Annotated in this window: 23 protein-coding genes and 1 riboswitch; of the genes, 13 read left to right on the top strand and 10 right to left on the bottom strand. The window is 69.7% G+C overall.

The window, feature by feature from the left end; genetic code table 11:
- Positions 1 to 9 precede the first annotated feature (9 nt).
- Positions 10 to 906 carry a cobalamin-binding protein gene (locus BLW41_RS05485; RefSeq protein WP_093116927.1) on the bottom strand — a complete coding sequence of 299 codons (897 nt, stop codon included), beginning with the start codon at positions 904 to 906 and terminating at the stop codon, positions 10 to 12.
- Between the two features lie 15 nt (positions 907 to 921).
- Between BLW41_RS05485 and BLW41_RS05490 the strand changes: the two genes are divergently transcribed.
- From BLW41_RS05490 to BLW41_RS05505, 4 genes are all read left to right on the top strand, one after another.
- Positions 922 to 1,206, top strand: coding sequence for a 4a-hydroxytetrahydrobiopterin dehydratase (locus BLW41_RS05490; RefSeq protein WP_093116929.1), 285 nt, complete (start codon positions 922 to 924; stop codon positions 1,204 to 1,206).
- 295 nt (positions 1,207 to 1,501) lie between these two features.
- The gene (locus tag BLW41_RS05495; protein WP_177169355.1) at positions 1,502 to 2,392 is read left to right on the top strand and encodes an FIST N-terminal domain-containing protein; all 891 of its coding nucleotides are present in this window, start codon (positions 1,502 to 1,504) and stop codon (positions 2,390 to 2,392) included.
- A complete protein-coding gene (locus BLW41_RS05500) occupies positions 2,389 to 4,665 on the top strand; it encodes a diguanylate cyclase (protein WP_143038605.1) in 2,277 nt (758 codons plus the stop codon). The genes BLW41_RS05495 and BLW41_RS05500 overlap by 4 nt, the downstream gene beginning before the upstream one ends.
- A 105-nt stretch (positions 4,666 to 4,770) precedes the next feature.
- Positions 4,771 to 6,225, top strand: a complete 1,455-nt coding sequence (locus BLW41_RS05505) for a hemolysin family protein (RefSeq protein WP_093116935.1) — start codon at positions 4,771 to 4,773, stop codon at positions 6,223 to 6,225.
- Positions 6,226 to 6,300: 75 nt separating this feature from the next.
- Here the strand turns inward: BLW41_RS05505 and BLW41_RS05510 are convergent, their stop codons facing one another.
- Positions 6,301 to 7,068 carry a 3-hydroxyacyl-CoA dehydrogenase family protein gene (locus tag BLW41_RS05510; RefSeq protein WP_093116937.1) on the bottom strand — a complete coding sequence of 256 codons (768 nt, stop codon included), beginning with the start codon at positions 7,066 to 7,068 and terminating at the stop codon, positions 6,301 to 6,303.
- A gap of 251 nt (positions 7,069 to 7,319) precedes the next feature.
- Between BLW41_RS05510 and BLW41_RS05515 the strand changes: the two genes are divergently transcribed.
- The gene (locus BLW41_RS05515) at positions 7,320 to 8,519 is read left to right on the top strand and encodes a thiolase family protein (RefSeq protein ID WP_093116939.1); all 1,200 of its coding nucleotides are present in this window, start codon (positions 7,320 to 7,322) and stop codon (positions 8,517 to 8,519) included.
- On the opposite strand, the gene BLW41_RS05520 is transcribed toward BLW41_RS05515, so the two are convergent.
- Positions 8,516 to 9,301 (bottom strand): hypothetical protein, encoded by a 786-nt coding sequence (locus tag BLW41_RS05520; protein WP_093116941.1) that lies wholly within the window; start codon positions 9,299 to 9,301, stop codon positions 8,516 to 8,518. The genes BLW41_RS05515 and BLW41_RS05520 overlap by 4 nt on opposite strands.
- 94 nt (positions 9,302 to 9,395) lie before the next feature.
- On the opposite strand from BLW41_RS05520, the gene BLW41_RS05525 reads away from it, so the two are divergent.
- Positions 9,396 to 10,532 (top strand): acyl-CoA dehydrogenase family protein, encoded by a 1,137-nt coding sequence (locus tag BLW41_RS05525; RefSeq protein WP_093116943.1) that lies wholly within the window; start codon positions 9,396 to 9,398, stop codon positions 10,530 to 10,532.
- 4 nt (positions 10,533 to 10,536) lie between these two features.
- Positions 10,537 to 11,559: an acyl-CoA dehydrogenase family protein gene (locus BLW41_RS05530; protein WP_093116945.1), complete on the top strand. Its 1,023-nt coding sequence runs from the start codon at positions 10,537 to 10,539 to the stop codon at positions 11,557 to 11,559.
- A gap of 62 nt (positions 11,560 to 11,621) precedes the next feature.
- Here the strand turns inward: BLW41_RS05530 and BLW41_RS05535 are convergent, their stop codons facing one another.
- Positions 11,622 to 11,909, bottom strand: a complete 288-nt coding sequence (locus BLW41_RS05535; RefSeq protein WP_093116947.1) for a hypothetical protein — start codon at positions 11,907 to 11,909, stop codon at positions 11,622 to 11,624.
- Positions 11,910 to 11,966: 57 nt separating this feature from the next.
- Positions 11,967 to 13,178: a hypothetical protein gene (locus BLW41_RS05540; protein WP_143038606.1), complete on the bottom strand. Its 1,212-nt coding sequence runs from the start codon at positions 13,176 to 13,178 to the stop codon at positions 11,967 to 11,969.
- A 127-nt stretch (positions 13,179 to 13,305) separates the two neighbouring features.
- Between BLW41_RS05540 and BLW41_RS05545 the strand changes: the two genes are divergently transcribed.
- The 4 genes from BLW41_RS05545 (at position 13,306) to BLW41_RS05560 (ending at position 16,177) form a co-directional block, all read left to right on the top strand.
- Positions 13,306 to 14,571, top strand: coding sequence for an acyl-CoA dehydrogenase family protein (locus BLW41_RS05545; RefSeq protein ID WP_218138273.1), 1,266 nt, complete (start codon positions 13,306 to 13,308; stop codon positions 14,569 to 14,571).
- An 87-nt stretch (positions 14,572 to 14,658) separates the two neighbouring features.
- Entirely contained in the window at positions 14,659 to 15,438 is a 780-nt protein-coding gene (locus tag BLW41_RS05550) for a PspA/IM30 family protein (protein WP_093116951.1), read from the top strand.
- Positions 15,435 to 15,713 (top strand): PspA-associated protein PspAA, encoded by a 279-nt coding sequence (gene pspAA, locus BLW41_RS05555; protein ID WP_093116953.1) that lies wholly within the window; start codon positions 15,435 to 15,437, stop codon positions 15,711 to 15,713. Before BLW41_RS05550 ends, pspAA begins: the two co-directional genes overlap by 4 nt.
- Before the next feature lie 59 nt (positions 15,714 to 15,772).
- Complete coding sequence (locus BLW41_RS05560) at positions 15,773 to 16,177, top strand: cupin domain-containing protein (protein WP_093116955.1); 405 nt, start codon at positions 15,773 to 15,775, stop codon at positions 16,175 to 16,177.
- 9 nt (positions 16,178 to 16,186) lie between these two features.
- Here BLW41_RS05560 and BLW41_RS05565 read toward each other — a convergent pair whose 3' ends face one another.
- Positions 16,187 to 16,642, bottom strand: coding sequence for a hemerythrin domain-containing protein (locus BLW41_RS05565; protein WP_093116957.1), 456 nt, complete (start codon positions 16,640 to 16,642; stop codon positions 16,187 to 16,189).
- Positions 16,643 to 16,709: 67 nt separating this feature from the next.
- Positions 16,710 to 18,050 carry a hypothetical protein gene (locus BLW41_RS05570; RefSeq protein ID WP_093116959.1) on the bottom strand — a complete coding sequence of 447 codons (1,341 nt, stop codon included), beginning with the start codon at positions 18,048 to 18,050 and terminating at the stop codon, positions 16,710 to 16,712.
- A 112-nt stretch (positions 18,051 to 18,162) separates the two neighbouring features.
- Here BLW41_RS05570 and BLW41_RS05575 point away from each other — a divergent pair, with 112 nt between their 5' ends.
- On the top strand, positions 18,163 to 20,574 hold the full coding sequence (locus tag BLW41_RS05575) for a CocE/NonD family hydrolase (RefSeq protein WP_143038607.1): 2,412 nt from the start codon (positions 18,163 to 18,165) through the stop codon (positions 20,572 to 20,574).
- On the opposite strand, the gene pspAB is transcribed toward BLW41_RS05575, so the two are convergent.
- Both pspAB and htpX read right to left on the bottom strand, forming a co-directional pair.
- The gene (gene pspAB / locus BLW41_RS05580; protein ID WP_093116962.1) at positions 20,571 to 21,152 is read right to left on the bottom strand and encodes a PspA-associated protein PspAB; all 582 of its coding nucleotides are present in this window, start codon (positions 21,150 to 21,152) and stop codon (positions 20,571 to 20,573) included. The two genes, BLW41_RS05575 and pspAB, sit on opposite strands and share 4 nt — an antisense overlap.
- Before the next feature lie 23 nt (positions 21,153 to 21,175).
- Positions 21,176 to 22,075 carry a zinc metalloprotease HtpX gene (gene htpX / locus BLW41_RS05585; RefSeq protein WP_093116964.1) on the bottom strand — a complete coding sequence of 300 codons (900 nt, stop codon included), beginning with the start codon at positions 22,073 to 22,075 and terminating at the stop codon, positions 21,176 to 21,178.
- Positions 22,076 to 22,189: 114 nt separating this feature from the next.
- A riboswitch (cyclic di-AMP (ydaO/yuaA leader) is annotated at positions 22,190 to 22,341 on the top strand.
- 5 nt (positions 22,342 to 22,346) lie between these two features.
- Here htpX and BLW41_RS05590 point away from each other — a divergent pair.
- On the top strand, positions 22,347 to 23,531 hold the full coding sequence (locus BLW41_RS05590) for a murein hydrolase activator EnvC family protein (protein WP_093116966.1): 1,185 nt from the start codon (positions 22,347 to 22,349) through the stop codon (positions 23,529 to 23,531).
- A gap of 8 nt (positions 23,532 to 23,539) precedes the next feature.
- Here BLW41_RS05590 and BLW41_RS05595 read toward each other — a convergent pair whose 3' ends face one another.
- Entirely contained in the window at positions 23,540 to 25,099 is a 1,560-nt protein-coding gene (locus BLW41_RS05595; RefSeq protein ID WP_143038608.1) for a S8 family peptidase, read from the bottom strand.

Here is a 25,099-nt window from a genome sequence, read left to right on the forward strand (position 1 = left end):
CGCGCCCGCTTACCCCAGGTCCAGCTCGACCGCCCTACCACGTCCGGGACTGGCGATCAGGTGTGGATGGAGCAGGTGGCCGATCAGCTCGATCCCTTCGGCAAGCCGCGGTCCGGGACGCGAGAAGTAGGCCGAGGCGTCGACGGCGAACACACGCGCCGCGAGCGCTTCGAGGCGGTCACGCAGGCGCAGAGCCTCGCTGCCGGCCTCTTCCACGCGATAGCCGCACGGCATCACGACGACGACCTCCGGCCGGGCCGCCCTGACCTCCTCCCAGCTGGCCCGCCGCGACGGTTCGCCCGGCATGCCGAGCACGTCCTCGCCGCCGGCGAGGGCGATCATCTGAGGAACCCAGTGTCCGGCGATCCACGGCGGGTCGAGCCACTCGAGGGCCACCACTCGCGGCTTGTCGGACGCTTCCGCGGCGGCTCGCTCGACCGCTTCCACGCGTCGGCCGAGGGCTTCCAGGAGCTCGTCGGCGCGCTCCTCAACACCGCACGCCTCCGCGAGTCGCCGGATATCAGCGAACGCCTCGCCAAGCGTCGAGGGGTCGAGAGCGAGCACGCGCGGGCGCGACTCGAGTCGCGCCGCCACCGCCAGCACGTCGTCGTAGGAGACCGCGCAGACCGTGCAGACCTCTTGGGTGACGATCAGGTCGGGCTGCAGCGCTGCGAGCAGCGCAGCATCCAACTCGTAGATCGGCTGTCCATGCTCGAGGGTGGCGGCGACGCGCTGGTCGACCTCGTGCGGCGGTAGCCCCGGCGGCAGTACGCTACGCGTGAGTTGCGGGAGCGCCTGCGCTTCGGGTGGGTAATCGCACTCGTGCGTAACTCCCACCACGCAGGAGCCGAGGCCGAGCGCGAACAGCGACTCGGTAGCGGAAGGGACTAGCGAGGCGATCTTCACGGTACGGGAGCAAACATGCCACGTCTCGACGAACAGCGAATAGCGGAACTGCTTGCCGGCCTTGAAGGGTGGCAGCGTCAGGGCGATGCGATCGTCAAGGAGTTCCGCTGCGGCGACTTCTCGGGGTCCGTGCGGTTCGTCGCTCGTGTCGCCGAGGTTGCCGACCAGCTGAACCACCACCCCGACGTCGAGATCTCCTGGGACCGCGTGCGCTTGTCGTTGACCACGCACTCGCAGGGTGGTCTCACGGAACGCGATTTCGAGCTAGCGCGTCGCATCGACGAGCTCGCCGCCGAGTAGGCCCGCAGGGGGCGCACCGCCGGGGGGCGCAAGCGGCGCCAGCGGCCCTGCTGGCGCCCAACGGCCCTACCCAAGCCGGCGTCGGAGCTTTGTCCGCCCGCCTCGCGGCGGCTAAAGCGCGGCCGCGACTCGTCGACGACATCCAGCGAGTGGTGCCGCCCGCGTCGCCGCTCGCGTGAGCGGGGCGAGTGAGCGGCCGGCAGCGAACGACGCGATGGCCGAAAGCGCGAATTTGCCGAGCAGCGCCCCTTCGAGCGCGAACCCCCCGCCTCCGGAGGCGGTCGGGAACGGTGCCGTGACTTCCGGGCGGGCCCCGGCCGTCGACCGCCTGGAGGAACGCTGGATCGATCCGCCCGGCGTCGGCAGCGCCTTTGGCGACGATCCCAGGCGCGCGGCCGTCGAGGCGGTGGAGCAGGCGCTCGGTGGGCGCGAGGTGCGTCCGCGCGACGTCGTCCTGCTGTTCAGCGCAGGCTACGAGGAGCCGGTCGAGGGCTTTCAGCTCGCTCAGCGCGCGGCGGCGCCGGCGCGGGTGGCGGCCTGCTCGAGCGACGGTGCCTTCACCGCCGGTCGCCAAGTCGCCCACGGTTGTTGCGCGATCCACCTCTCTTCCGCGCACCTTCGGCTCGGCTTGGCGCTCGCCGAGCTCGCACCCGACCTGGCCGGCGCGACCCGTCGCGCGACCGAGCTGGCCCGCGCCGAAGCGCAAAGCGCGGGCGGAGAGCCGACGCACGCTGCGCTCGTCCTGCTCAGCGACGGCCTGGCCGGCGATCAGTGGGAGATCGTGCGCGGTGCCTACGAGGTCACCGGCGCAGCGGTACCGATCGTCGGTGGCGCCGCGGGTGACGATCTGCGCATCAGCCGCACCTACCAGCACGCCGGGCGCACCACGACGAACGGCGTGATCGCCCTCTGGCTGGGTACCGAGGAGCCGCTTGCGGTGGGCGTCGCGCACGGCTGGCGACCGATCGGTGCCCCGATGCTCGTCACGCGCGCCGAAGGGAACGTGATTTTGGAGCTCGACGGCCGGCCAGCGCGCGACGCACAACGGATCGCGACGGCCTGCGGGACCACAAGGCTTTGCGGCTTCTTCACTTACGGGGAGTTTGGGCGCATAACCGGTACCACCGGATTCCACAACGCGAGCGTCGCGGTGCTGGCCCTGCCGGCTGCGGAGCCCAGACCTTGAGCGCCACGCCGTTGCGCAGCAGCTCGGAAGACGGTTGGGAACACGCGTTCCTCGAGCTGCGCGAGGAAAACGAGCGTCTGCGGCGCCGGCTCCGGGAGCTCGAGCGGCAGGCCGGGCAGGCACTGATGCGCGCCACCCGTCTAGCACAGGTGGTGACGCTCCTGGGGCGCCCGGAGGGAGTCTCGGGAGAGTCGCTCGCGCTCGCGGCGACGGACATCGCGTCGCTGTTCTCGGCCGACGTGTGCGCGCTGCTCGTGGGACCCGACGATGATCTCGCACTCGGCTGCCAGTGGGGGGTTCCAGCGCACGCGCTCCCGCAACGCCCGGTAGCGCTGCCACGAGCGCTGCTCGCGAAACTGCCCGATGATCGTGTGCTGGTGTCGACCGGGGAGTTGCCGCTTCCCGAATGGCTCGCGGGGTGCGGGCTCGCCCACCTCGCCTGGACGAGACTGGTTGGCACCAAGGGCGTCGGGATCATGGTTGTCGGCCGCCGCGCCGATGAGCCGTTCTCGCGGGAGGACGAAGCGGAGCTCAGGGCGATCGCCTACCGTCTCGCGACCGCCCTCGAGAACGAGCGCTTGCGGGCAGCACGCGAGCGACAGCTGACGCGCCTCAGGCGGCTGCACGCCCTCACCTGCGAGTTGAGCGCGGCGATCGACCCCGAGGCGGTGGCGCGCAGTTTGGCGCGCGCGGCGGTCGACGATCTGCAAGCGTCGGCCTGCGCCGTCTACATCGCCCGCAACGGGGGACTCGAGCTGGTCGATGCGCGCGGCATCGAGGCCGCGCGGATGCCGCAGCGGCTGGCAGCCCACGACCCGGCCGGTGCGCTCGGTCGCGACGTCTGCGTGCTCGAGCTGCGTGATGACGAGCGGTTGTTCGGGGTCGTAGCGGTTAAGCCCGCGCCGCAAGCGGGCTCCGAACTCGACCTGGTGGTTCGCAGCGCCACCGACGTCGGAGCTTTGGCCTTGCGCCGCGCGCTTTTGTGGGAGCGCACCAAGGAGCAGGCGAAGCTCGACTCGTTGACCGGCCTGCCGGCCCATCGCGCGTTCCACGAGCGGTTCGAAGAGCTCTTGGTGTCTGCTGCGGGTCCGGTCTCGCTGGCCTTGATCGACATCGACAACTTCAAGCAGGTCAACGATCGCTTCGGGCATCCCGTCGGCGACGACGCGCTGCGCGCGCTCGCCGACGCCCTGCGCGCCGGCACCCGCGCGCACGACGAACCGTTCCGCATCGGTGGCGAGGAGTTCGCGGTGCTGATGCCGGCGACCGACGCGACCAACGCGCTGCGCGCGGCGATCCGGCTCTGCGAGGTCGTGCGGGCCGCCCCCGCGCCGGTACCCCTCACGATCAGCGTCGGCATCGCTCAGGCCGGGTTGCACGGCAGCACTCGCGACGAGCTCGTGGCGGCCGCCGACGCCGCCCTCTACCGCGCTAAGCGAGCCGGCAAAGACCGCGCGGTGCTCGCCACTCAGGGCGACGACACAGCGTCCGGTGATCGCTCAGCGCAAAGCCTCGCGCGCCATCGCCTGGCGGTGATCGAGGGCGGGGCGGCGCGCGCCCGCGAGCGCGCAGAGGGGGCCTCGGGGCTCGCCGGCGACCAACCAGTGCGCCCCGAGCCGCAGCCCACGGGGTCGGTCAGCTTGACTCCGGTTCCCGCCGCCAACAGTGTCGCTTCGACTGCCGGTCGGCTGGGCTACGAAGTTGGTGGGGACCCGCTCGCTGCGCTGCTCGCTGCGTTGCGGCGACGCGACCCCACCACGGTCCTCCACGACCGCCTCGCCTCGCGACTGGTGCGCGAGATCGGCGAGCACGCCGGCGTCGAGCGGCACGTCGTGGAGCTCGCCGAGGCCGCGGCGACGGTCCACGCGCTCGGTAAACTCGCCTGGCCGGAGCGCATCTTGCGCGGCCAAAGGCCTCTGTCAGGTGCCGAGTATGAAGTGGTCCGGTACCACACGCTGGCCGGCGAGGCGCTGCTGCGAAGTATCGGGCGCTTGGACGTGGCGCGCGTGGTGCGCCAACACCATGAGCGCTTCGACGGCTCCGGGTATCCGGATGGTTTGGCCGCTGACGAGATCCCTACGGCCGCGCGCCTCCTCCACCTCGCCGATGCGCTGGCGGCGATGTCGCTCGACCGGCCGTACCGACGAGCGCTCGATCCCGCGCAGGTGCGCGACGAACTGCAGCGGGGACGTGGCCGCCAGTTCGATCCTGAGCTAGCGGCCGCGGCGCTGTCGTTGCCCGGGGCGCCGTTCGGTCGCGGCGCGAGGTGCTAGCGTCTCAAACGAGCTTTCGCCGATGCGCGACGACGATCCGCCTCGAAGTAGCTTGCCGCCGAGCGGGGCCGGGTCGCCCCGGTCGGGGCGCGTGGAGGTGCGTGCATGACCGCGGTGCTGCTGATTGCTGCTGTTTTCGCGCTGGTCGCCCTCAATGGTTTCTTCGTGGCCGCCGAGTTCGCGCTGGTAAGGGCGCGGCAAGGGCGACTCGAGGAGCTCGCCAAGGCCGGCAGCAGCGGTGCCCGCACTGCTCTGCGTCAACTAGAGCTCATCGATCAGTACCTCGCGGCCTGCCAGCTCGGTATCACGATGACCTCGATCGGCATTGGGTTCCTCGGCGAGCCGGCGGTCGCGCGCCTGATCGAGCCGCTTTTTACGGGAGCCCTCGGGCACGCGGTCGCGCTCGGTATCTCGGTGACGCTCGCTTACGTTCTGGTGACAGCGCTGCACATCACGCTTGGCGAGCAGGTTCCGAAGATCTACGCGATCGTGCATGCGGAGCGCACGGCCGCGTTCCTGGCGCGTCCGCTCGGCTGGTTCAACACGCTGTTCCGTCCAGCTGTCCACGCGCTGAACGGCGCTTCGAACGCGATCCTGAGACTGCTGCGGGTCGACCCGCGCGCCGAGTTCGAGCAGGGGATCACGGCCGAGGAGCTCAAGTACCTGATCGTCCGTGGTCTGCGCGCCGCCCAGCTCGACCCCGGTGAGGCAGGGATGCTGTCAGGCGTCTTCCATCTCCACGAGCAGCAAGCGCGTCACGTAATGACGCCAATTCCGGCGGTTGTGACGTGCGACGTCTCGGAGACCGCCGGTGTGGCGCTGCGTCGGTGCGTCGATTCGGGACACACGCGCCTGGTGGTCACCGAGCAAGGGTCGACCGACAAAGTTCGCGGTGTTGTGCACGTCAACTCTTTGGCGCGACGCGTTCTCACCGAGGGACCGGACGCACCGATCGAGGGAGCGATCAAGGACGTCTTGATCGTTCCCGAGACGAAGCCCCTCGACGACCTCCTTGCCGACCTTCAGCGTGAGCGCGCGTCGATGGCTGTGGTGATCGACGAGTATGGGCGGACGGTGGGCATCGTTACGGTCGAGGACATCCTCGAGGAGATCGTCGGCGAGATCGCCGACGAGACCGATCCGGTGGTTACGGGCGTGCGCCGTTTGCGCAACGGCGATTGGTGGGTGCGCGGGCACGTTCCGATCACCGATTTGCGGGACTACGGAATCGATCTGCCGATCGAGCCCGGCGAGTACAACTCGATCGGCGGCTATGTCTTCGGGCAGCTCGGTCGCTTGCCGAAGCGCGGCGACTTGGTGCGGATCGACGGCTTCTCGCTCCGTGTCGAATCGGTGCGTGAGAACCGCATCGAGGCGGTACGCATCCGCGACCATCGCGGCGAACCGCCGCCATCGCAGGAGCGCCAAAAGGACGACCGCAACGGCCAAAAAGACGGCCGTGCCGACAGCGGGCGCGCGGCTTACTCAGAGCCGCCGCCTCCCGGCGAGGGGCGGCCGGTCGAGCGCGCGGCTGCCGATCCCGACGCGCGGACGAGCTGAGTCCCGCGCTGTGGCGTGCGAGCAGCGTGGCTGCCCGCCCGGGCCGGAGCGAAGCCCCGCCGCTCGCCGGCCGCGCTACTCGTACTCGTAAAAGCCCGCCTTGGTCTTGCGGCCAAGACGGCCCTGGGCGATCAGTTCACGCACGCGCGGAGGGATCTCGACCCCGATCGACTCTCCGATCGCCGCCGACACGTCAAGCCCCACGAAGTCGAGCAGGGCGAGTGGCCCCATCGGGTGCCCGGCGCCGAGCTTCATGCAGGTGTCGATCGCCTGTGGTTCGAGACCCGTTTCCTCGAGCAGGCGCACAGCGTCGAACAGGTAGGGGAAGAGCAGGCGGTTGACGACGAACCCCGGTACGTCGGGCACCTCGACCGCGACCTTGCCGAGCTGCTCGCACACACCGTGCAGCAGGGACCGCGTCTCCTCACTCGCCTCGGCCGGGAAGGCGAGCTCAACGAGCTTCATCTTCTCGACGGGGTTGAAGACGTGAAGCGCGCCGAAGCGCTCGGGTCGTCCGCTTGCCCTTGCCAACTCCGCGACCGACAGCGAGGACGTCGTGCTCGCGAGCACGGTGTCGGCGGGCAGCGCAGCGTCGAGACGGCCCAACAGCTCCCGCTTGGTCTCGAGCTCCTCAGCGACTGACTCGACGACGAGCTCGCGATCGGCGAGTGCTGCTAGGTCGTTGGTTACCGGCAGATCGCGCTTCAGCCGGGCGCGTGCACGCTCGGGGACACGCGCCCAGACCAGCACGTCGATTCCCGCGTCGGCTGCAGCACGCGCGAGACCCGCGCCAATCGTGCCGCTGCCGACGATGCCCAGCTTTTCGGTTCGCTCGTTCGCCAAGCCTCCTCCTGGGTGTCCTGTTTTTCCGCTTCGTGAGGTTGCTGGTATCGGCCTGGCGAGCAGAGCCCTCGGCTCCCGCTGCCTGCCGATCCGTCTAAACTGGCCTGGGCATTGGTTTGGCCAGCCAGCCAAATGGTTCTGAACTGCCGGTCAGGAAAAACGTACCCTAGCGTCGGCGTCGGAAGGGCGTCGCAACGGGGGGCGGGAAATACCTGCCGAGGCGCGACTTTCGGGAGGAGGCAGAGGCGACGATGAGGAACGGTGCTGGGCGCGAAGTCGTAATCGTCGAGGCCGCGCGTACGCCAATTGGGCGCGGGCACCCGGAGAAGGGCTACTACAAGGACGTCCATCCGAACGAGCTGCTCGGCGCTTGCTACAAGGCGGTTATCGAGCGCGCCGGGATCGAGCCGTCGCTCGTCGAGGACGTCATTTGCGGCTGCGTGCAGCAGTACGGCGAGCAGTCGTTCAACATCGGCCGCAACGCCTGGTTGCAGGCCGGGCTACCGATCGAGACGCCGGCGACGACCGTCGATCGTCAGTGCGGCTCGGCGCAACAGGCGGTGAATTTCGCCGCGGCGTTGATCGCTTCCGGTGTTCACGACGTGGTGATCGGCGCCGGTGTCGAGCACATGGGCCACATCCCGATGGGGGTTGGCTTCAAGTGGGTCGACGAGGTCGGCACGCCGTGGCCGAAGGAGCTCTTGGAGCGCTACGCGTTGGTGCCCCAGGGCATCTCCGCGGAGATGATCGCCGCCAAGTGGGAGATCCCGCGCTCCGAGCTCGACGAGCTCGGTCTGCGCTCGCACCGGCTCGCGCACCAAGCGACCGAGGAGGGCCGCTTCGAGCGCGAGATCGTGCCCTTCCAGGTGAACGGCACCACCTACGTAACCGACCAGGGCATCCGCCCCGACACAAGCCTCGAGAAGCTGGCCGAGCTGAAGCCCGCCTTCCCGCAAGCCGCTCCCTACGTCGGCGGCGAGGAGAACCTCAAGGTCACTGCGGGCAACTCGTCCCAGATCTCCGACGGTGCCGCCGCGGTGCTTTTGATGAGCCGCGAGAAGGCGGAGGCGCTAGGTCTCGAGCCGCGCGCCCGGATCGTCGATCAGACGACCGTGGGCGTCGACCCGGTGATCATGCTCACCGGCCCGATTCCCGCCACCAGGCGGATTCTTGAGCGCAACGGGATGACGATCAACGACATCGATCTGATCGAAATCAACGAAGCGTTCGCGTCTGTGGTAGCAGCCTGGCGACGGGAGCTGGAGCCCGACATGGACCGCGTGAACGTCAACGGCGGCGCGATCGCGCTCGGTCACCCGCTCGGGTCGACCGGCGCTCGCCTAATCACCACGCTTCTGCACGAGCTCGAACGCCGCGACGCGGAGATCGGCTTCGTGACCATGTGCTGCGGCGGCGGGCTCGGCACCGGCACGCTCATTCAGCGGATCTAAGGAGACGGCGCGGAGCGGTCGGGGCCCAGCGGCGGCGGGGCGAACGGATGCTCTCGCAGGCGCAGCCGGCACGCCTCGCCGCCAGGTGGCCCCGGAGGCGGCGCTCCTGGCCACGGTCCGGAATCGCGGCGCCGCACGCAGCGTCGACGCCCACGGTCCGCTCCCGCGTAGCTCAGGAGAACCGTGTGCGGCAGTGCGATCGCGCGGATTTCGGCGGCCGGCAGCCAGCCGATCTTCTGCACGGCACGCATGCTCGGGCGGTTGTGGGCGAGCACGTAACACAGCCCCCGTGTGAACCCGAGATCGGCGAGCATCGCGAACGTGCGCAGTGCGCGTGCGGGCGTGATCCCGCGACCGCGGAGATCTCGGCGCGTGTAGCTGTCGTACGCGTAAATGAAGTGCGACGGCAGAACGATGTGCAAGCCGATCTCGGGGATCCACGCCTCGCCAGGGTGCCACCAGGCAACCGACACGAGCTCGGCGCCCAGCCACGCGCCGATCGCGAGCGAACCAGCGGCGAGTCGCTCGCGCAACTGTTTCGCTCCGCCGAACGGCCGCAAGGCGGCGTACTGCTCGGCGTGCTCGGTGCCCAGCGGGGCAACGCGCAACCCCTCGATTTTTGGCGACGCGCTCGCGCTCGTCGGGCGCAGCGAGCGTTCGAAGATCACCAGACGGCGGAAGCCCAGGCGCTCTACGAGCGTGCCAACAAGGGCTGGCAACCCACCGAGCTCGTACCGCTCACGCGCGCGGGCCAGCAGCCCGCGCTGTCGTCGCTCGAACACCAGGTGAGCTTAAGACGAAAGCAGCGTGCGGGCGCCGGAAGGCGAAAGCCGAGCCGGCCTTACAAATCGAATAAGTGTTAGTTTCGGAGGCGCTATGGACCTCACGCTTTCACCATCCGAGCAGAAGTTCCGGGACGAGCTGCGGGCCTGGCTCGAGGCCAACCACCCCGGCCCAGAGCCCGACGATCCTGACGAGGCGTTCGAGTTCCGACGTCAGTGGCAGCGCAAGCTGCACGAGGGCGGTTGGGCCGGCGTCTCCTGGCCGCGCGAGTACGGCGGCCGTGGCGCGAGCGTCATCGAGCAGGCGATCTACAGCGAGGAGATGGTCCGGGCCAAGGCTCCTCAGCCAGCGAACATCCTGGGCTTGCTGATGGGTGGTCCGGTGGTTATCCACCACGGCACCGAGGAGCAGCGCCGACGCTTCCTGGAGCCGATCCTCTCGGCCGAGGAGATCTGGTGTCAGGGCTTTTCGGAGCCGGAAGCTGGCTCCGATCTCGCGTCGTTGAAGACGCGCGCGGTCCGTGACGGCGACGAGTGGGTGGTGACGGGCCAGAAGGTTTGGACGACCTACGCACACAAAGCAAAGTGGTGCATGCTGCTCGCCCGCACCGACCCCGACGCGCCAAAGCACCAGGGGCTCACCTACTTCATCATGGACATGGAGCAGGACGCGGTGCAGGTGCGTCCGCTGCGCCAGATCACCGGCGAGGCGGAATTCAACGAGCTGTTCATCGAGGGCGCGCGCATCCCCGACGAGAACGTGATCGGCGGGGTCGGTAACGGCTGGGCCGTGGCGATTACAACGCTCATGCACGAGCGCGCGGGGCTCGGTGCGGCGGCTGCCGCGGGGGTCCGACTGATGCTCGACGAAGTAGTCGAGCTCGCCCGAGAGCGCGGCCTTGCGGACGACCCGATCGTCCGCGATCGGATCGCTCAGTTCAAGATCGAAGTCGAGGCCCTTCGCTTCACCAGCTGGCGCGGTCTCACGCAGATCCAAAAGCGCGGGGTGCCGGGGCCCGAAGGCTCACTTCCGAAGTGGCACTGGTCGGAGATCAGCCAGGCACTCACGGAGTTCGCGATCGAGCTGCGAGGCGAAGAGGGGCCGGTGTGGGACTCGCGCTGGGTCTATCGCTTCTTGCGCTCGCGCGCGAACTCGATCGAGGGCGGTACGACCGAGATCCTCAAGAACATCGTTGCCGAGCGGGTGCTCGGCCTCCCGAAGCTGAGGTGAGGAGATGAACTTCGACTTCAACGACGATCAGCAGGCGATCAAGCGGACCGCCCGCGAGCTGCTCGCGGCGCGCTTCACCCCCGATCGCGTGCGCGAGCTGGCGGAGGCGCGCCGCTACGACGACGAGGCTTGGCGCGAGCTGTGCGAGCTCGGGTGGCCGGGGATCTTCGTCGACGAGCGGTTCGGGGGTCAGGGGCTCGGCACGGTCGAGCTCGTAATCCTCGCTGAGGAGCTCGGCTACGCGCTCGCGCCGCTGCCGTTCCTGTCGCGTGCTGCGGCCGGACTCGTGCTGCAGGCGGCGGGATCGGACGAGCAGCGCGAGCGTTGGCTCGCACCGCTCGCGCGCGGCGAGCTGAGCGCGACGCTGGCCCTCACCCACGGCGGCGAGGCGCGCCTGGTCCCGGATGCTGCCGAGGCCGATCTACTCGTGGCGGTCGAGGGTGGCGAGGCGCAACTGTTCGAGCGAGGCTCGTTCGAGGCACAAGCACTCGACACCATCGACCTGACCCGCAGTTACGCGTCAGTGCGTGTCGAGGGTTCCGGGGAGCCGCTCCCGGGCGATCCCTCCGCCGGTGTCGACCGCGCGCTCGTTGCGCTCGCCGCAGAGCTTGTCGGGATCGCGCAGCGGACGCTCGAGATGGCGGTCCAATACGCGCGCGAGCGCAAGCAGTTCGGGCGCCCGATCGGTGCCTACCAAGCGGTGTCGCACCGTTGCGCGCAGATGTTGCTCGAGACCGAGAGCGCCCGCTCGCTCACCTACTACGCGGCCTGGACGGCGGAGTCCGAGCCGGAGTCGCTGCCGCTCGCGTCAGCGATGGCCAAGTCCTACGCCAGCGACGCTGGTTGGCGCACGAGCGCGCAGGCGTTGCAGGTGTTCGGAGGCATCGGTTTCACCTGGGAGCACGACCTCCACTTCTTCCTGAAGCGTGCGCGCACCGATGCTCACCTGTGGTCGATGGGCCGCGAACTGCGGGCTAGGGTGGCCGACCTTACGGGACTCGAGCGGACGGCGCCCACCGCCGCCTGACGAGAGTTCGCCACGCTGCCAAGCGATGTAGCCCGGCGCGGCCCTGCCGCGCCGGGTCCTTTTTAACCCTCTGCGGGCAGCTGCTGGTCGCCCACGTAGCTACGCAGGCCGCGCTCTCCCTCGACCACCGGACCGCGCGCCTCGGCTCCCCGCGCCACCTGCTCGAGGTGCTGCATCCAACGCTCGCCCTCACGCCGCACCGGGTGATCGGGGGGCAAGCCGACGATCAGATTGCGGATGCGATTGCGGATCTGCAGGGCGAAGTGCGGCGTCGAGGCGCCCACGAGCTCGTGGATGTCCTCGATCGTCGGTTCGCGTGTCAGGCGGTCAGGACGCTCGTACTCGCTCACGGCTGGGAACGTTAGAGCGAGACCGGCTGCCAGGACTCGCCGACCGCTTCGCCGCGCTCAGGGCGTCTGCGGTTGCACCGGTACGAGTTCGGTCAAGCGGTCGATCTGGCCCTGCACCCCCAACGAGACGGCCCGGTCGTCGCCGAGGATCCAAACCCGGTTGTAGACCGCTTCCTGCGGTGTGCCCTCATACCCGGGTTGGATGCTCAACAGGTACTGCTGCACGGTGCGCGGGAGGGCGTCGGCGCGGTCGGTCAGAAGCAGCGGCGCGAAGATGCCCTTCGAGCCGAGCAGCGCCGCTGCGGCAGCGTCGAGCGGCCGGGTCGTGCTTGCCAAAGCCAAGTTGTAGCCCGGCACGACGACCCCCCAACCGAACGTGCCGCTGCGGTAGCGCGCGAACGCGACGGCCAGTTCGACAGCGTTGCGTGCGCGCTCACCGATCCGCCGCACGCGACCAAAGCGGCGCAGCGAGCGCTCGACGCGAGGCGAGATAAGCGACTCCGGTCCGAGCAAAAAGATCGCGGCGTTGCCCTCCCGGCGTGCGAGCGCCCGCTGGATCGGTGCCGGCACCGAACGACTGCGGACCGGCAGGGCGGAGTCGCCCGAGAAACCGGCCCACGCTGCAGCCGGCATCGCCCACTCCGGGCGTTCCCCTGAGAAGAGCAAGACACGAGGAGACGGCCGTCTGCGCAGCGCCGCCGCGAAACGATCGAGCTCCGCGGCGATCGCGTAGGGATCGTCGCCGGCGATTCGCTTGACGCGGAGACCGGCTGGTGCGGGGACGCCATTTCCGACCAGGATCGCTTGGGCATCGTCGGCGAGGTCGGCGCCCAGTGGCCGCAGTCGTCTGATCGTCTCGCCCGTGACGGGTGGGAGGTCGCCGCCCGACGAGAACAGCAAGGGCGCGACCAGCGGGTCGGCGGCTAGCGTCGCCGCGGCCACGGCGTCCTGCCAGCGGCGGGTGTCAAGCAGTACGACCGTGCGGGGCCTAGTGGCGCTGGTGGTGGCGGGGTAGAAAAGGTTCGCGACGCCGGCCGCGTCGGCCACCGGATCGCCACCGCCTACCCGCACCGTGTTGCGCGTGGCCACGGCGGGGAAGCCAAGCTTGGTCGCAGCGTCCTGATCGCCTGCGCGGGCGCCGAGTTGCGGTGGCCGACCATCGCCGCCGCCACCCAGCTGGCAACCGGCGCCGACCAACGCCGAGGCGACGACCAACGCCGTCACAGCTAGCACGAGGCTGCCGCGTCGCTTTCCCCGAGACCCCTCCACTCGCACTCCCGAAGCAACTTACCGAGCAGCCGACCGCTATCCTGCCCCCGTCCGCTGGTTGACTGGCCAGTCAAGGCGTCGCGGCGGCTGCGAGGAGTATCGAGGCGCGAGCAAGGAGGATCTGACCGTGGACTTCCGTCTGTCGCCGGACCATCTCGAGTTCAAGGAGCGCTGCCGGCGCTTCGCGAGAGAGGTGATGCGCCCGATCGCGCCCCACTACGACCGCACCGAGGAGGTGCCGTGGGAGGCGATCAAGGCGGCGCGCGAGTGGGGCCTACACGGTCTCGATCACATGCAGCGGATGGCCTCCGATCCCGACGGCTTGATGACGGCGATCTACGCCGAGGAGCTGCATTGGGGCTGCGCGGGCATTGCGCTCGCCATCCAGGGGTCCGGTCTTGCCGCCGCCGGCATCGCCGCGTCTGGAACACCCGAACAAATCATGCGCTGGGTGCCAGAGTGCTACGGCACAGGCGATGAGATCAAGCTCGGCGCTTACGCGGTGACGGAGCCGGGAGCGGGCTCCGACGTGCGTGCTCTCCGCACGACCGCGCGTCTCGACGGCGACGAGTGGGTGCTCAACGGCACCAAGGTCTTCATCACCAACGGCGGCATCGCCGACGTGACGGTCGTCGTCGCGACCGTCGATCCCGACCTCGGTTACCGCGGACAGGCGTCCTTCGTGGTGCCCAAGGGGACGCCAGGCCTCAGGCAGGGAAAGAAAGAATCGAAGCTCGGCATCCGCGCCTCGCACACCGCCGAGATCGTGCTCGAGGACTGTCGCGTGCCGATGGAGAACTTGCTCGGCGGCTACGAAAAACTGCAGCGCAAGCTGGAGCGTGCGCGCAAGGGTGAGTCGAGCGGACGCTCTTCGAACGCGCTCGCCACGTTCGAGATGACGCGCCCCCTAGTCGGCGCCTCGGCGCTCGGCATCGCCCAGGCCGCCTACGAGTGGACGCTCGACTACCTCGAGCGCACCCGCGAGGGCGGAAGGCCGCTGATCGAGCATCAGCGAATCCAGCAAACGATCGCCGACGTCGCCACTGAGATCGAAGCTGCACGCCTGCTCGTCTGGCGGGCCTCGTGGATGGCGCGCAACGGTGTGCCGCTCACCGGCGGCCAGGGATCGATGGCGAAGTTGAAGGCAGGGGACGTCGCGATGTGGGCGACCGCGACCTGCATGGACCTCGTCGGGCCGTACGCCCAGACGACGGAGTGCCCACTCGAAAAGTGGTACCGGGACGCGAAGATCTACCAGATCTTTGAGGGCACGGCCCAGGTGCAGCGGCTGGTGATCTCGCGGCTCCAGCGCGAGGAGTACAGGCGCCGCTTGGCGGAGGCCGCGGAGCTGGTGGCGGCGGGTGAACGTAGCGGCTCGGCAGTGGCAGCCTGAGGGGGTCGCGCGCCCGTCGGCGCCGCTACCAGAGCGCGCTCACTACACTCAGCGGGGCAGCGGCTCGCAGCGACGGAAGGAGGCGCTTTGCCAGGGCTAGCTGGGCGGCTCTCGACCACCATCAAGGCCAAGATCTCGAAGTGGCTCGACCGCGCCGAGGATCCGGCGGAAACGCTGGACTACGGCTACCGCAAGCAGGTCGAGCTGCTCCAGAACGTAAAGAAGGGGATCGCCGAGGTCCTCACCGCGAAGAAGCGTCTGCAGATGCAGTCGCAGAAGCTCGAGCAGCAGGTGGCGAAGCTCGAAGGCCAGGCCCGGCAGGCGCTCGCTCAAGGCCGTGAAGACCTTGCGCGCGCGGCCCTCGAACGCAAGGCGCTGGCGCAACGCGAGCTGCAAAGTCTCGACCAGCAAATCGCCGAGCTAGAGGCGCAGCAACAGCGCCTCACCGAGAACGAGCAACGCCTGCGCGCCAAGGTCGAGGCCTTCCGCACCAAGAAGGAAGTGATCAAGGCGCAGTACTCGGCGGCCGAGGCGCAGGTCCGGATCTCGGAAGCCGCCCACGGCGTCGGCGAGCAGATGGCCGATCTCGGGCTCGCGCTCCAGCGCGCCCAAGAGAAGGTCGAGGACATGCAGGCGCGCGCCGCCGCCGTCGAGGAGCTCGAACAGGCGGGCACCTTCGAGGACCTTACGGCGCTCGGTTCGAGCGACGACATCGACCGCCAGCTCGCTCAGCTGGAAGCAGGCGACCAGGTCGAGCGCGAGCTGGCCCGCCTGAAGGGCGAAGTTCCGGGCTCCGGGCGGGAGCTCGGCGCCGCTGCCGAGGATTCGGGCAGCCAGCCGCCCACGCACCGGGAGAAGGGCTCGTGATCGTGCGGATCTCCGGCGAGGGGCAGTTTCGGCTCGCCGATCACCTCGCCGACCAGCTAAATGAGCTCGACAACGCGTGTGTGGCCGCGGTCGAAGCGGGTGACGAGCGGCGCTTCCGCGAGCTGTTCGACGAGCTCATAGCGCTGATCGAGCGCGAGGGGGAGCCGCTCGCCGATGACGAGCTTGTGGAGTCCGACGTGATCGTGCCGCCCCGCGACATCACCTTCGAAGAGGCGCGGCGTGACTTCACCGGCGAGGGAATCGTTCCCGAGTAGCGCGGTGGGGCACCGGCTCACGGCTCTCGCGACCGGCTACCGCGACCTCGAGAGCGCCGGTGGCTAGCGGGTCACAGCAGGGGCCGGACTACACGCGCCTCAATTTGCTCGAGGTCGAGGATCTCGCACCGCGCTTCGGCTACGGGGAGCTGTTGGCGGCTCGCTTCCCGGGCGGTGCGCTCGAGGCGCGCGAAACCGGGCTCTCGCTGCAGCACCTGCGTCCTGGCCGCAAGCAGCCCTACGGACATCGCCACGAGCGTGCCGAGGAGATCTACGTCGTGCTGGAGGGCTCGGGCCGGGTGTGCCTCGACGGGGAAGTCGTCGAGCTGCAGCGGTTCGATGCTTTGCGCGTAGCCCCGCAGGTGGCGCGCCGCTTCGAAGCCGGGCCGGAGGGGATGACGCTGCTCGCTTTCGGGCCCCGCCGCCAAGGCGACGGCGAGGTGCTGCCGGACTTCTGGCCCTAGAACGCAGCGTTAGGGCGCTGTCGAAGCCGCTTTCTGGCGAGCGTGGCGAAGCTGCTCGCCGAGACGCGCTAGCTCGACCTCCGTCGCACACGCCTCGAGGAGCGCGAAGAGCTCGCGTTCCTCCATGCGCACGTGATCGTGCAAGAGCTCACCGGCAGCCCTGAGCTCGTCCGGTGCGGGGGGCGTTGCCGTGAGCCACCGCGTGGTCAGGGCTCGCAGGCGCACATGATCGAGGAGAGTTCTCACAATGAGTCGATGGTCAGCGTCGACGTGGTTAGCCAAGAGGGGCAGCAGGAAGCGTTCTTCCTCGGCGAAGTGAACGGCGCTCGCATCGTTCATGAACTCGACGAAGGCTCGCGTAAGCCCGCCCGCGGAGGAAGCGTCAGCACGCCGCATCTGCGCTGCCAGCACTAGCGCGTGATGGTGATCGCGAGAGAGTTCGACTAGCGCGGGGTGCCGAGTCATCTTCAGCCGCCGTTCGCTCTCATCGCTCTCGCCGCACCTCCACTGGCCATCACTCTCGCCCCGTCGCTCACAACCGCAGTGGGGCCGCGCGGGCGGCAGCGAGCGCGCGCTCGGCGATCGCGAGCCCGGTGGCGCCAACGCAGACGACGAGGGCGGCGCGCAGCAGCGTCTGGATCGGCGCCTCGAGCGGCGCCACCTGCGCGATCCAGGCCAGCAGCAGGACTACCGGAGCCGCTGCGACGAGTGGACCGAGGACGCGTCTTGTGCGTTCGGTGCTAGGACGCCTGCGAGTCTGCGGCCCGAGTTCTGCGGACGGCGCTCCTGGCCTTCTGATCGCGCGCACTCGCGCGAGCACATCGAGAAGATGCAGTAGCGAGCCGGCAACCGTCAGTCCGATCCAACCGGCCAGCGCAGATAGGGCGAACACCGCGTCTCTCGGCAGCGCAACCGCGCTTCCGCCGGGGTTTCCGCTCAGCGTCTGAATCAGGCCCCACAGGAGGGCGAGTACGCAGAACAGCTGACCGTGCGCAACCAGCCAAGCTGGCAGCCGCAGCGGCGACCGCCGCTGGCTAAGACAACCCAGCACGTTCGCGAGCAAAGCGCTCGCAGCGACCAGACACACGAACCATCCCGCGGTGACCAGCGCCAGCGATCCCGAGAAATAGCCGGCGGCGAGCGCACCGAGGCCCGGGTACCAGCCAAGGAGTGCGATCACTTCGAGCCGCGGCCAGCGCAGGCGCGTGTCGGTGAGCGAGGGGAAGAAAGTGTGGAGGGTGCCCACGATCGTCCCTCCGAACCAGCCACCGACGGCGAGCAAAGCGTGCGTTCCGACGGTGTCGCCGTCGCCTGCGAAGAGCCCCGTGGCGAGCAGCGTGCCAATCGTGCCGGCGCAAACGAGTGCCGCGGCGGCGCCTTCGTACCAGGCGATGGCCAACGGTGCCCGTTGCAGCGAGCGGCGACGCATCCGCTCGAGTCGCGCGACGTAAACGGCGAGGCCCCCGCCCAGGAGGACGGCGCCCGCCACGATCACCGCGGCGGCCGAGGTGACGTAGCCCACAGCAACCGTCAAAGCGCCGGCATTCCAGGTGAAGAGGCCCAGCCGGAAGAGAACAGGCGGGCTCGCCTCGGCCGCTAGGAGTGCGCCGGCGAAGAACGGGGCGGCACCGAGGATCAGTTGCGAGATCCCGCCTACGAACGCCAAGTGCAGGGCGAGCCATGAGGATCTCGGAAGACCAACCGCGGTACCCACCGTGGCCGTCACGCCCGCGGCTAGCAGGAAGGCGAGGCCGCTGAGGAAGTGCGCGAGCAGGTGATCGGTCGGCCGCGGGCCGCTCTCGCGGCCCGCGCGGCGCGGACAACGGCGCGAACGGGGTTGGGGGTGACTCGCGGTGGCCGCCGTGCCGATCATCTGGGCATTATTACACAATGATGTGAAAATATTGTTCCAGCTTTGGCCTTGCGAATAGGTCGCCGAGCGGTTAGCGTCGGCCCGGCCCCACTACCTACTCGGTGACTAGCCGGTGACCAGACGCCCCCGTCTTCCGCTGCTATTGCGGCTAACAAGGAAACCGCTCGCGGCCCGTTGGTCGACCGCCTTTGCGGCGACTGCGCTGATCGGCGGGGCCCTCGGGCTACCGGGCCTTGGCGGCTTGCCGGTTGCGCCGGCACGCGCCGTTGCTGCCACCGACTTCGGCGGTGAGCTGCGACCGCCGGCCAGCGTTCCCTTCGCTGCCCGTGGCGGCATCCGCTACGCGTACGTGGTCGGGGCGCGTCCCGGTGAGCGCTTGGTGCTCACCGACACTCGCGGTCGGACGCTACGCGCAGGACAGGCCGATGACTTCGGCAGCCTGATCTTCCGCGAGCTACGCCCCGGTCGCTACCGGCTCTTACGCGCGTCGCGTGGCCGCGGCGAGTCGCGCGTCGTCGCGCGCCTGCGCGTGCTCGCGCCCGGCGCCAACCCGCCGACCTCCTTCTATCGCCGGACCCGACTACGCCCGGGGCTCAACTACGTACGGATGCGCGACGGCATCGAGCTCGCGATGACCCTCCGCCTGCCGCCCGGCAAGACCCTCGCCGACGGTCCCTTCCCGACCGTCATCGAGTACTCCGGCTACCAAGTTGCTGCACCACACGACTTGCTGAGCGCCCTCGCTGGCGCACTGGGGGGCGGACCGGCGCCGAACGACCCGCTCGCGCCGGCCACCTCGACCGCCGTCGGCTCGGTTATCGCGCCGCTGCTTGGCTTTGCGACAGTGAGCGTGCAGATGCGGGGGTCGGGTTGCTCGGGCGGCGACTTCGACCTCTTCGACCTACCCACCACTTACGACGGCTACGACGCCGTCGAGACGGTCGCCGCACAACCATGGGTCAAGGGCGGGAAGGTCGGGATGGTCGGGATCTCGTTCTCGGGAATCAGTCAGCTGTTCGTGGCCGGCACACGCCCCCCGCACCTCGCCGCGATCACCCCGCTGTCGGTGACCGACGATCTCTACGAGGGCACCGGCTACCCCGGCGGCATCTTCAACTCCGGGTTCGCCCGCCGCTGGGTCGAAGAGCGTCAGCGCGATGCCCAGCCCGCTCCCTACGGTGGCCAGCCGTACGCCCGCGAGTTGGTGCGCCAAGGCGACCTGCACTGCGCGCGCAATCAGCTGCTGCGCCTGCAAACGCAGGATGCCCTCGCGCTGCAGGAGCGGACGCCGTACCGCGACCCGCGCATCTTCGGGCAGCGCTCTCCTGGCTCTTGGCTAGCTCGGGCGCGGGTACCGATCTTCCTGGTGGGCCAGTTCCAGGACGAGCAGACCGGCGGCCACTTCCCCGAGGCGCTCGCCGCTCTCAACGGGCGGCGTCGCGTGTGGATCACGCTGCAAAACGGGGTGCATCCCGATTCTCTCTCGCCCAGTGTGATCACTCGCTGGGTCGAGTTCCTCAAGCTGTATGTCGCCGACGAGGTGCCGCGCATACCCGACCAGGTGCTCGCGCTCGGCGGCGTGCTCTACCGGGTGCTCGCGGACTCGCCCGCCGCCCCGGTCGTGCAGTCGCGCTTCGTCGGCTACGACTCCGCAGCGCGGGCGCGGGAAGCATTCGAACGCGACCCTCACGTGCGGCTCCTGATGGAGAACGGCGGTGGTCCCTGGGGGCCTGGCTCGATCGGTGCACCCTGGGAGCTCGGCTTCTCCGCCTGGCCGCCGCGTGAGGCCAGCCCGCAGGCGTTCTACCTGCAAGCGCGTGGCAGGCTCGGTGCGCGGCCAGCCCGTACGGCGGCGGTCGCCTATCGCTCCGATCCCGCCGCGCGGCCCTCCCGCACGCTGCCCGGGGCGAGCGAGAGCGATGCCTGGCGGCCGCAGCCGCCCTACGACTGGCGGCCTGTGCCCCCACGCAACGGGCTCGGCTTCGTGACCGCGCCGCTCGCCCGCGACACGCTGGTGGCCGGACCGGGCAGCGTCGACCTCTGGCTGCGTTCGACGGCGCGCGACACCGACATCCAGGTGACGCTGACGGAGGTGCGCCCCGACGGCAGCGAGACCTACGTGCAGAACGGCTGGTTGCGGGCCTCGCACAGGCGCTTGGACGGCCGGCGCTCGAGCGTTCTCGATCCGCACCCGACGCACCTCGCCCGCGACGCAGCACCACTTCCACGGGGGCGTTGGACACTCGTTCGCGTGCCGCTCTGGCCGGTCGCGCACCTCTTCCGCGCCGGCTCGCGAATTCGCCTGGTGATCAGCGCGCCGGGTGGCGACCAGCCGTCCTGGGAGTTTCAGACGATCGAGCGCGGGCAGACGATCAACACCATCGCGATCGGTGGGCGCACGGCCTCGCGTCTGGTGCTCGCGGTCGTGCCGCGTTTTGCTGGTGCGCCGCTGCCGTTGCCGCCGGTCGGAGCCCTCCGCGGCCAGCCGTCACGGCCCTACCAGCCCGCCGGCAACGGCGGTTAGAGGGGTATCTCCCAAAGCGGGAACCAGCGCGACAAGTCGGGCTCGAGCGGCAGTTCCTGCTCGAGCTGTGCCTTGAGGCGCAGCTCCCGCTCGGTGTCGCGAGCCCGCTCACCGTCGGTCGCCGGTACGAACGGGTAGAAGCGACCACGCTTGAAGTTGTAGATGAGGTAGATCCGCCGCGCCTGCTCCTCGAACGCGAACAAGGCGCAGAGCAGGCGGTCGCCGTAGCCGGCGCCATCCAACTGCTCTGCGGTTTGCTCGAGCGCCACCACCAGGTCCTCGAAGTCCTCGTCCTGCAGCACCAGCCAGCGGTAGCCGAAGGAGTCGGCGCTGGAGTCGACGCGCGTGCCGAACTCCTGCCCGGTCGCCTTCAAAAGCTCCTCGGCCTCGGCAACGATCGATTCGAAATCGGCCGTCGGGAGGGGTTGGAAGACGAGCGCAGCCACACCGGCGGGTCGCGCCGCGGCTTCGCTCTCCAGGGCAAGTGCTGCGCCTACGACCGCCGACAGGCCCTTTCCACGCTTGACCGGGACCCGCAGTCGGCGCCCGCCGCCGAAGAGGATGTCGCGGAGCCCCACCGCGCCGCTCTTCCGGCGTTAGCTCAGGCGACCGCCTGCAGCTGGGCCTCGAGTTGCTGGAGCCGCTCGATCCGCTTCTCGACCGGCGGATGCGTCGAGAACAGGTTGGCCACAGCGCTGCGTGCCGATGCCGGCACGATGAAGAAGGCGTTCATCCGCTCCGCCTCGCGCAGATCCTGAGTCGGTACGAGCTGCATCGCACCGGAGATCTTCACCAGCGCGGAGGCCAGCGCACTTGGGCGTCCGGTGATCAGCGCCGCGCCGCGGTCAGCAGCGAACTCGCGGTAGCGCGAGAGCGCCAGCATCAGGAAGAACGAGAGGACGTACACGAGGCCCGAGACGACCAGCAGGATCAAGCCGACTGGCGGGCCATCCTCGTCGTCCGCCGCGCCGCCGAAGAAGAACGCCATCTGCATGATCATCGACGCGACCGCGGCGAAGAAGCTGACCACGGTCATGATCAAGACATCGCGGTGCTTGATGTGAGCGAGCTCGTGCGCCAAGACACCCTCGAGCTCGTGAGGCTCGAGCGTTTCCATGATTCCGGTGGTCACGCACACCGTGGCCTTGCGCTGCGAGCGGCCCATTGCGAAGGCGTTCGGCAGCGGCGTATCGGCCACCGCGATGCGGGGCTTCGGCAGGTCCGCTTGGACGCAGAGCCGCTCGACCATCGCGTGTAGCGCGGGCGCCTCCTCCGGCTCGACGACGCGCGCCCCCATCGCCGCCAATGCCAGCTTGTCGGACAGGAAGATCTGAGCCGCCGCCAGGCCGGCGACGACCAGCGCGATCGTGAGGGCCCCGGCACCGGCCGCCATGAGCACCGCGACGAACGCGGTGTAGAGCAGGCCGAGCAGGAAAATCGTGAACACCATGCGGACCTGCAGACCCAAGTCCGGCTTGAGTACGGCTCGCTGACGCGCCATCTCGAGGACGAAATATAGAGACCGGCGACGGCTGTTATCGCCAGTCGCGGGGGCCGCCTTGCTCGCAAGCGAGCTTGCAGGACTGGCCGATCGGCCAGTCGGGCGCTACGGTAGCGGCGACCTGCGCTGAGTCCCGGTTCGCCGGGAGCGGGGGACCCATTTGCGCCGCGTTCGCGGCGTAGGGGCGAGTCGCCGCGCGAGCGCGGCGTAGCGCCGGACGGCGCGAGCCCGACAGCTAACCCCGTAAGCGTGGCCAACGTGCTGATCGCTCGTGAAGAAGCCCTTCGTCATAGCTCTCGCGCTCGTCTTCGCGGTCGCGCTGGCGCTGCCGCTCGCGGTGCAGTCGAAGCCGCTTGCCAAGCGGCTCGCCGAGAAGCGGGCGCAGCTCTCGCGAATCGAGCGTCGCGAGGCGGTTTTGACCACCGACATCTCGTCGCTCAACGCGCGCATCGAGGGAATCAACGGACGGCTGCGGGCGACGCGGGCGCAGCTGGTGTCGGTGCAGCGGCGACTCGACCGCGAACGCGCGCGGCTCGCGCGCATCCAAGGGCGTCTCGAGCGCGCGCGCTACCGGCTGGCGGAGCTGCGCTCGCGGCTCGCTGAGGGGCGGCGGGTGTTGTCAGCGCGGCTCGTCGAGATCTACAAGTCCGACCGCCCCGACCCCTGGACGGTGGTGTTGGAGTCAGACGGTTTCGCGGAGCTTCTCGACCGTATGGAGTACCTGCAGCGGCTCGCCTCCTCGGACCTTCAGGTGGTGGACAGCGTGCGCAAGCTCAGCGACGAGGCACGGCGCCGCGCGCTGCAGCTCGCAGCCCTCGAGCGGGCGCAGCGACGGAGTGCCCTCGCCGTCCTGGAGCAGCGTGATCGGCTGGCGGCGACCCGCGACACGCTCGCCTCGACGCGCGCAGAGCTAGCTGCAGCGCGTGGTGAGCGGCGCGCGCTGTTGGCCCGCGTGCGGCGCAGCAAGGCTCACGTTGAGGAAGACTTGGCGGCGCTCGAGGCCGCTCAGCGCCGCGTCCGGCAGGCTCTGGTGGCGGCCGCGCCGCGCGCCTTTGCGCCAAGCTCGGCGGGGCCCGTCAAGCGTGGATCTGGCCGCCTGATCTGGCCCGTGAACGGCCCCATCACCGGGGTCTTCGGAGAGGCCCGGCCTGGACACATGCACAGCGGCATCGACATCGCCGCTCCCTCCGGTACGCCCGTGCGGGCAGCCGATTCCGGCGTCGTGGTGCTCGCAAGTTGGGTCGGCGGCTACGGAAACTTCATCTGCGTCCAGCACACCGGTTCGCTGTCGACCTGCTACGCCCACCTCTCGGGCTACGCGACCTCGCGCGGTGCCTCGGTCAGCCAAGGACAGGTGATTGGCTACGTCGGATCCACTGGCAACTCGAGCGGTCCGCACCTGCACTTTGAGGTGCGGGTAGGCGGCTCCCCGGTCAACCCGCTCGGCTACCTGTAGCGCGGCTGCTAGCGCACCAGCGGGAACGAGCGGGAAGCGCAGTTGAGCACGCGGTCGCAGGCCACGACGAACAGCCGCAGGCCCTTGCTGGTGCTCGGCAGGCGCACGCTCCTGACCGGTGGCCGGGATGTCGGGCGGGCCAGCAGCCGGCGCCTGCCGCGCTCTTCGACGACGATCGCGTAGCGCACGCCGCCTTCGCGCAGTTGGCCGCGCCGCACCGGATCGCGGCTCGGCAGCACCCGCACGCGCCAGGTGGTGGGGCTGATACGAGCGATTTGCGCGCGCGCCGGCGGCGGTGTGACATCGAACCGTCGGGCGAGCTCGACCGCTGCTTGCGCGTCGACCACGCCGTGTCCGGTCGCGGGGTTCCAACCCCGCTGCCCGTTGGCTTGCCGCGCCGTGCGCATCAGGATCCGCGCCACCTGGTCGGCGTGCAGTCGCGGCTGCGCTGCAAATACCAGGGCCGCCACGGCGGAGACGATCGGTGCTGCGAAGCTCGTTCCCTGGCCGTATGCGTAGCGGCCGGCGCCGAACGGTCCGGGCGCGAAGATCAGCGGCCCGCACAGCTTCGGCGCGTCATGGTCGAACGAGGTGTCGGTCGCGCGGGGAATCGTTGAGAACACGCCTCGACGGCAGTCGCCCATGGCGCCCGGCGCCGCCAGGCTGACACTGTCGTTTCGGGTCGAGAAACGCGCCGCCGCACCGCTCGGCAGGGTCGCCGCCACCGAGAGTCCAGCACCCACCGCACCGCGCGGACCGCCGAGCGATACGGCTGGCTCTTGGGGGAGGTTGCCGCTTGAACCCGTGTTCCCGGCGGCCGCGACGACCAGCACATCAAGCGCTACCGCTCGCTCGAGCGCGTCGCGCAGCAAGAAGTCGAGCGTGTTGGCCTGGACGCTCAAGTTGATGACGCGCGCACCGCGGCGGATCGCTGCCAGCACTCCGTCCGCCAGGGCCAGCTGGGTAAAGCTCTCGCCGGTCGAGGCGCGCACGACGATCAGCGGTGTGTTGCCGCCGACGCCGAGGGTGCCGATCCCGTTGTTGGCGCGAGCGGCGATGAGCCCGGCGATGAACGTACCGTGCCCGTCGAAGTCGGCAACGCTGCGCTGACCGAGCAGGTCGACGCGGCTCCGGACGCTTCCGCGGAGATCCGGGTGAGACGTATCGACGCCGGTGTCGATCACCGCCACCGGAGGTCCGCCCGCCACCAGTCGCAGCGCTTGCGGCGCACGGACCGCCGCCAGCTGCCAGGCATATGGAAGACCGGTGGCTGGGTCGACGGACTCCGCGGGCTCGCTCGCGACGCGCGCCGGTGGCGCGGCGTGGCTTGCCAGCGCCAGCGGCAGCTGGTCGGCGAGCAGACGCTTGCGCTCCCGACCGTCCAGCGTCGCCCGCACGACCGCCAGCGTCGGATCGCCCAGGCGGACGCCGAGCGCCGCGCCCGCCGGCCGGGCCGGCGGCGCTGCGGCGGCAGCGCGGACCCCTGGCGGCGCGGCGAGCACGGCGAGGGGGAGCGCCGCAAGCATCGCGCAGCAGGCCGTGACGGCTTTGGCGGCGGTCGAATTCAT

This window comes from Thermoleophilum album (assembly GCF_900108055.1).
GTDB classification, from domain to species: Bacteria; Actinomycetota; Thermoleophilia; order Solirubrobacterales; family Thermoleophilaceae; genus Thermoleophilum; species Thermoleophilum album.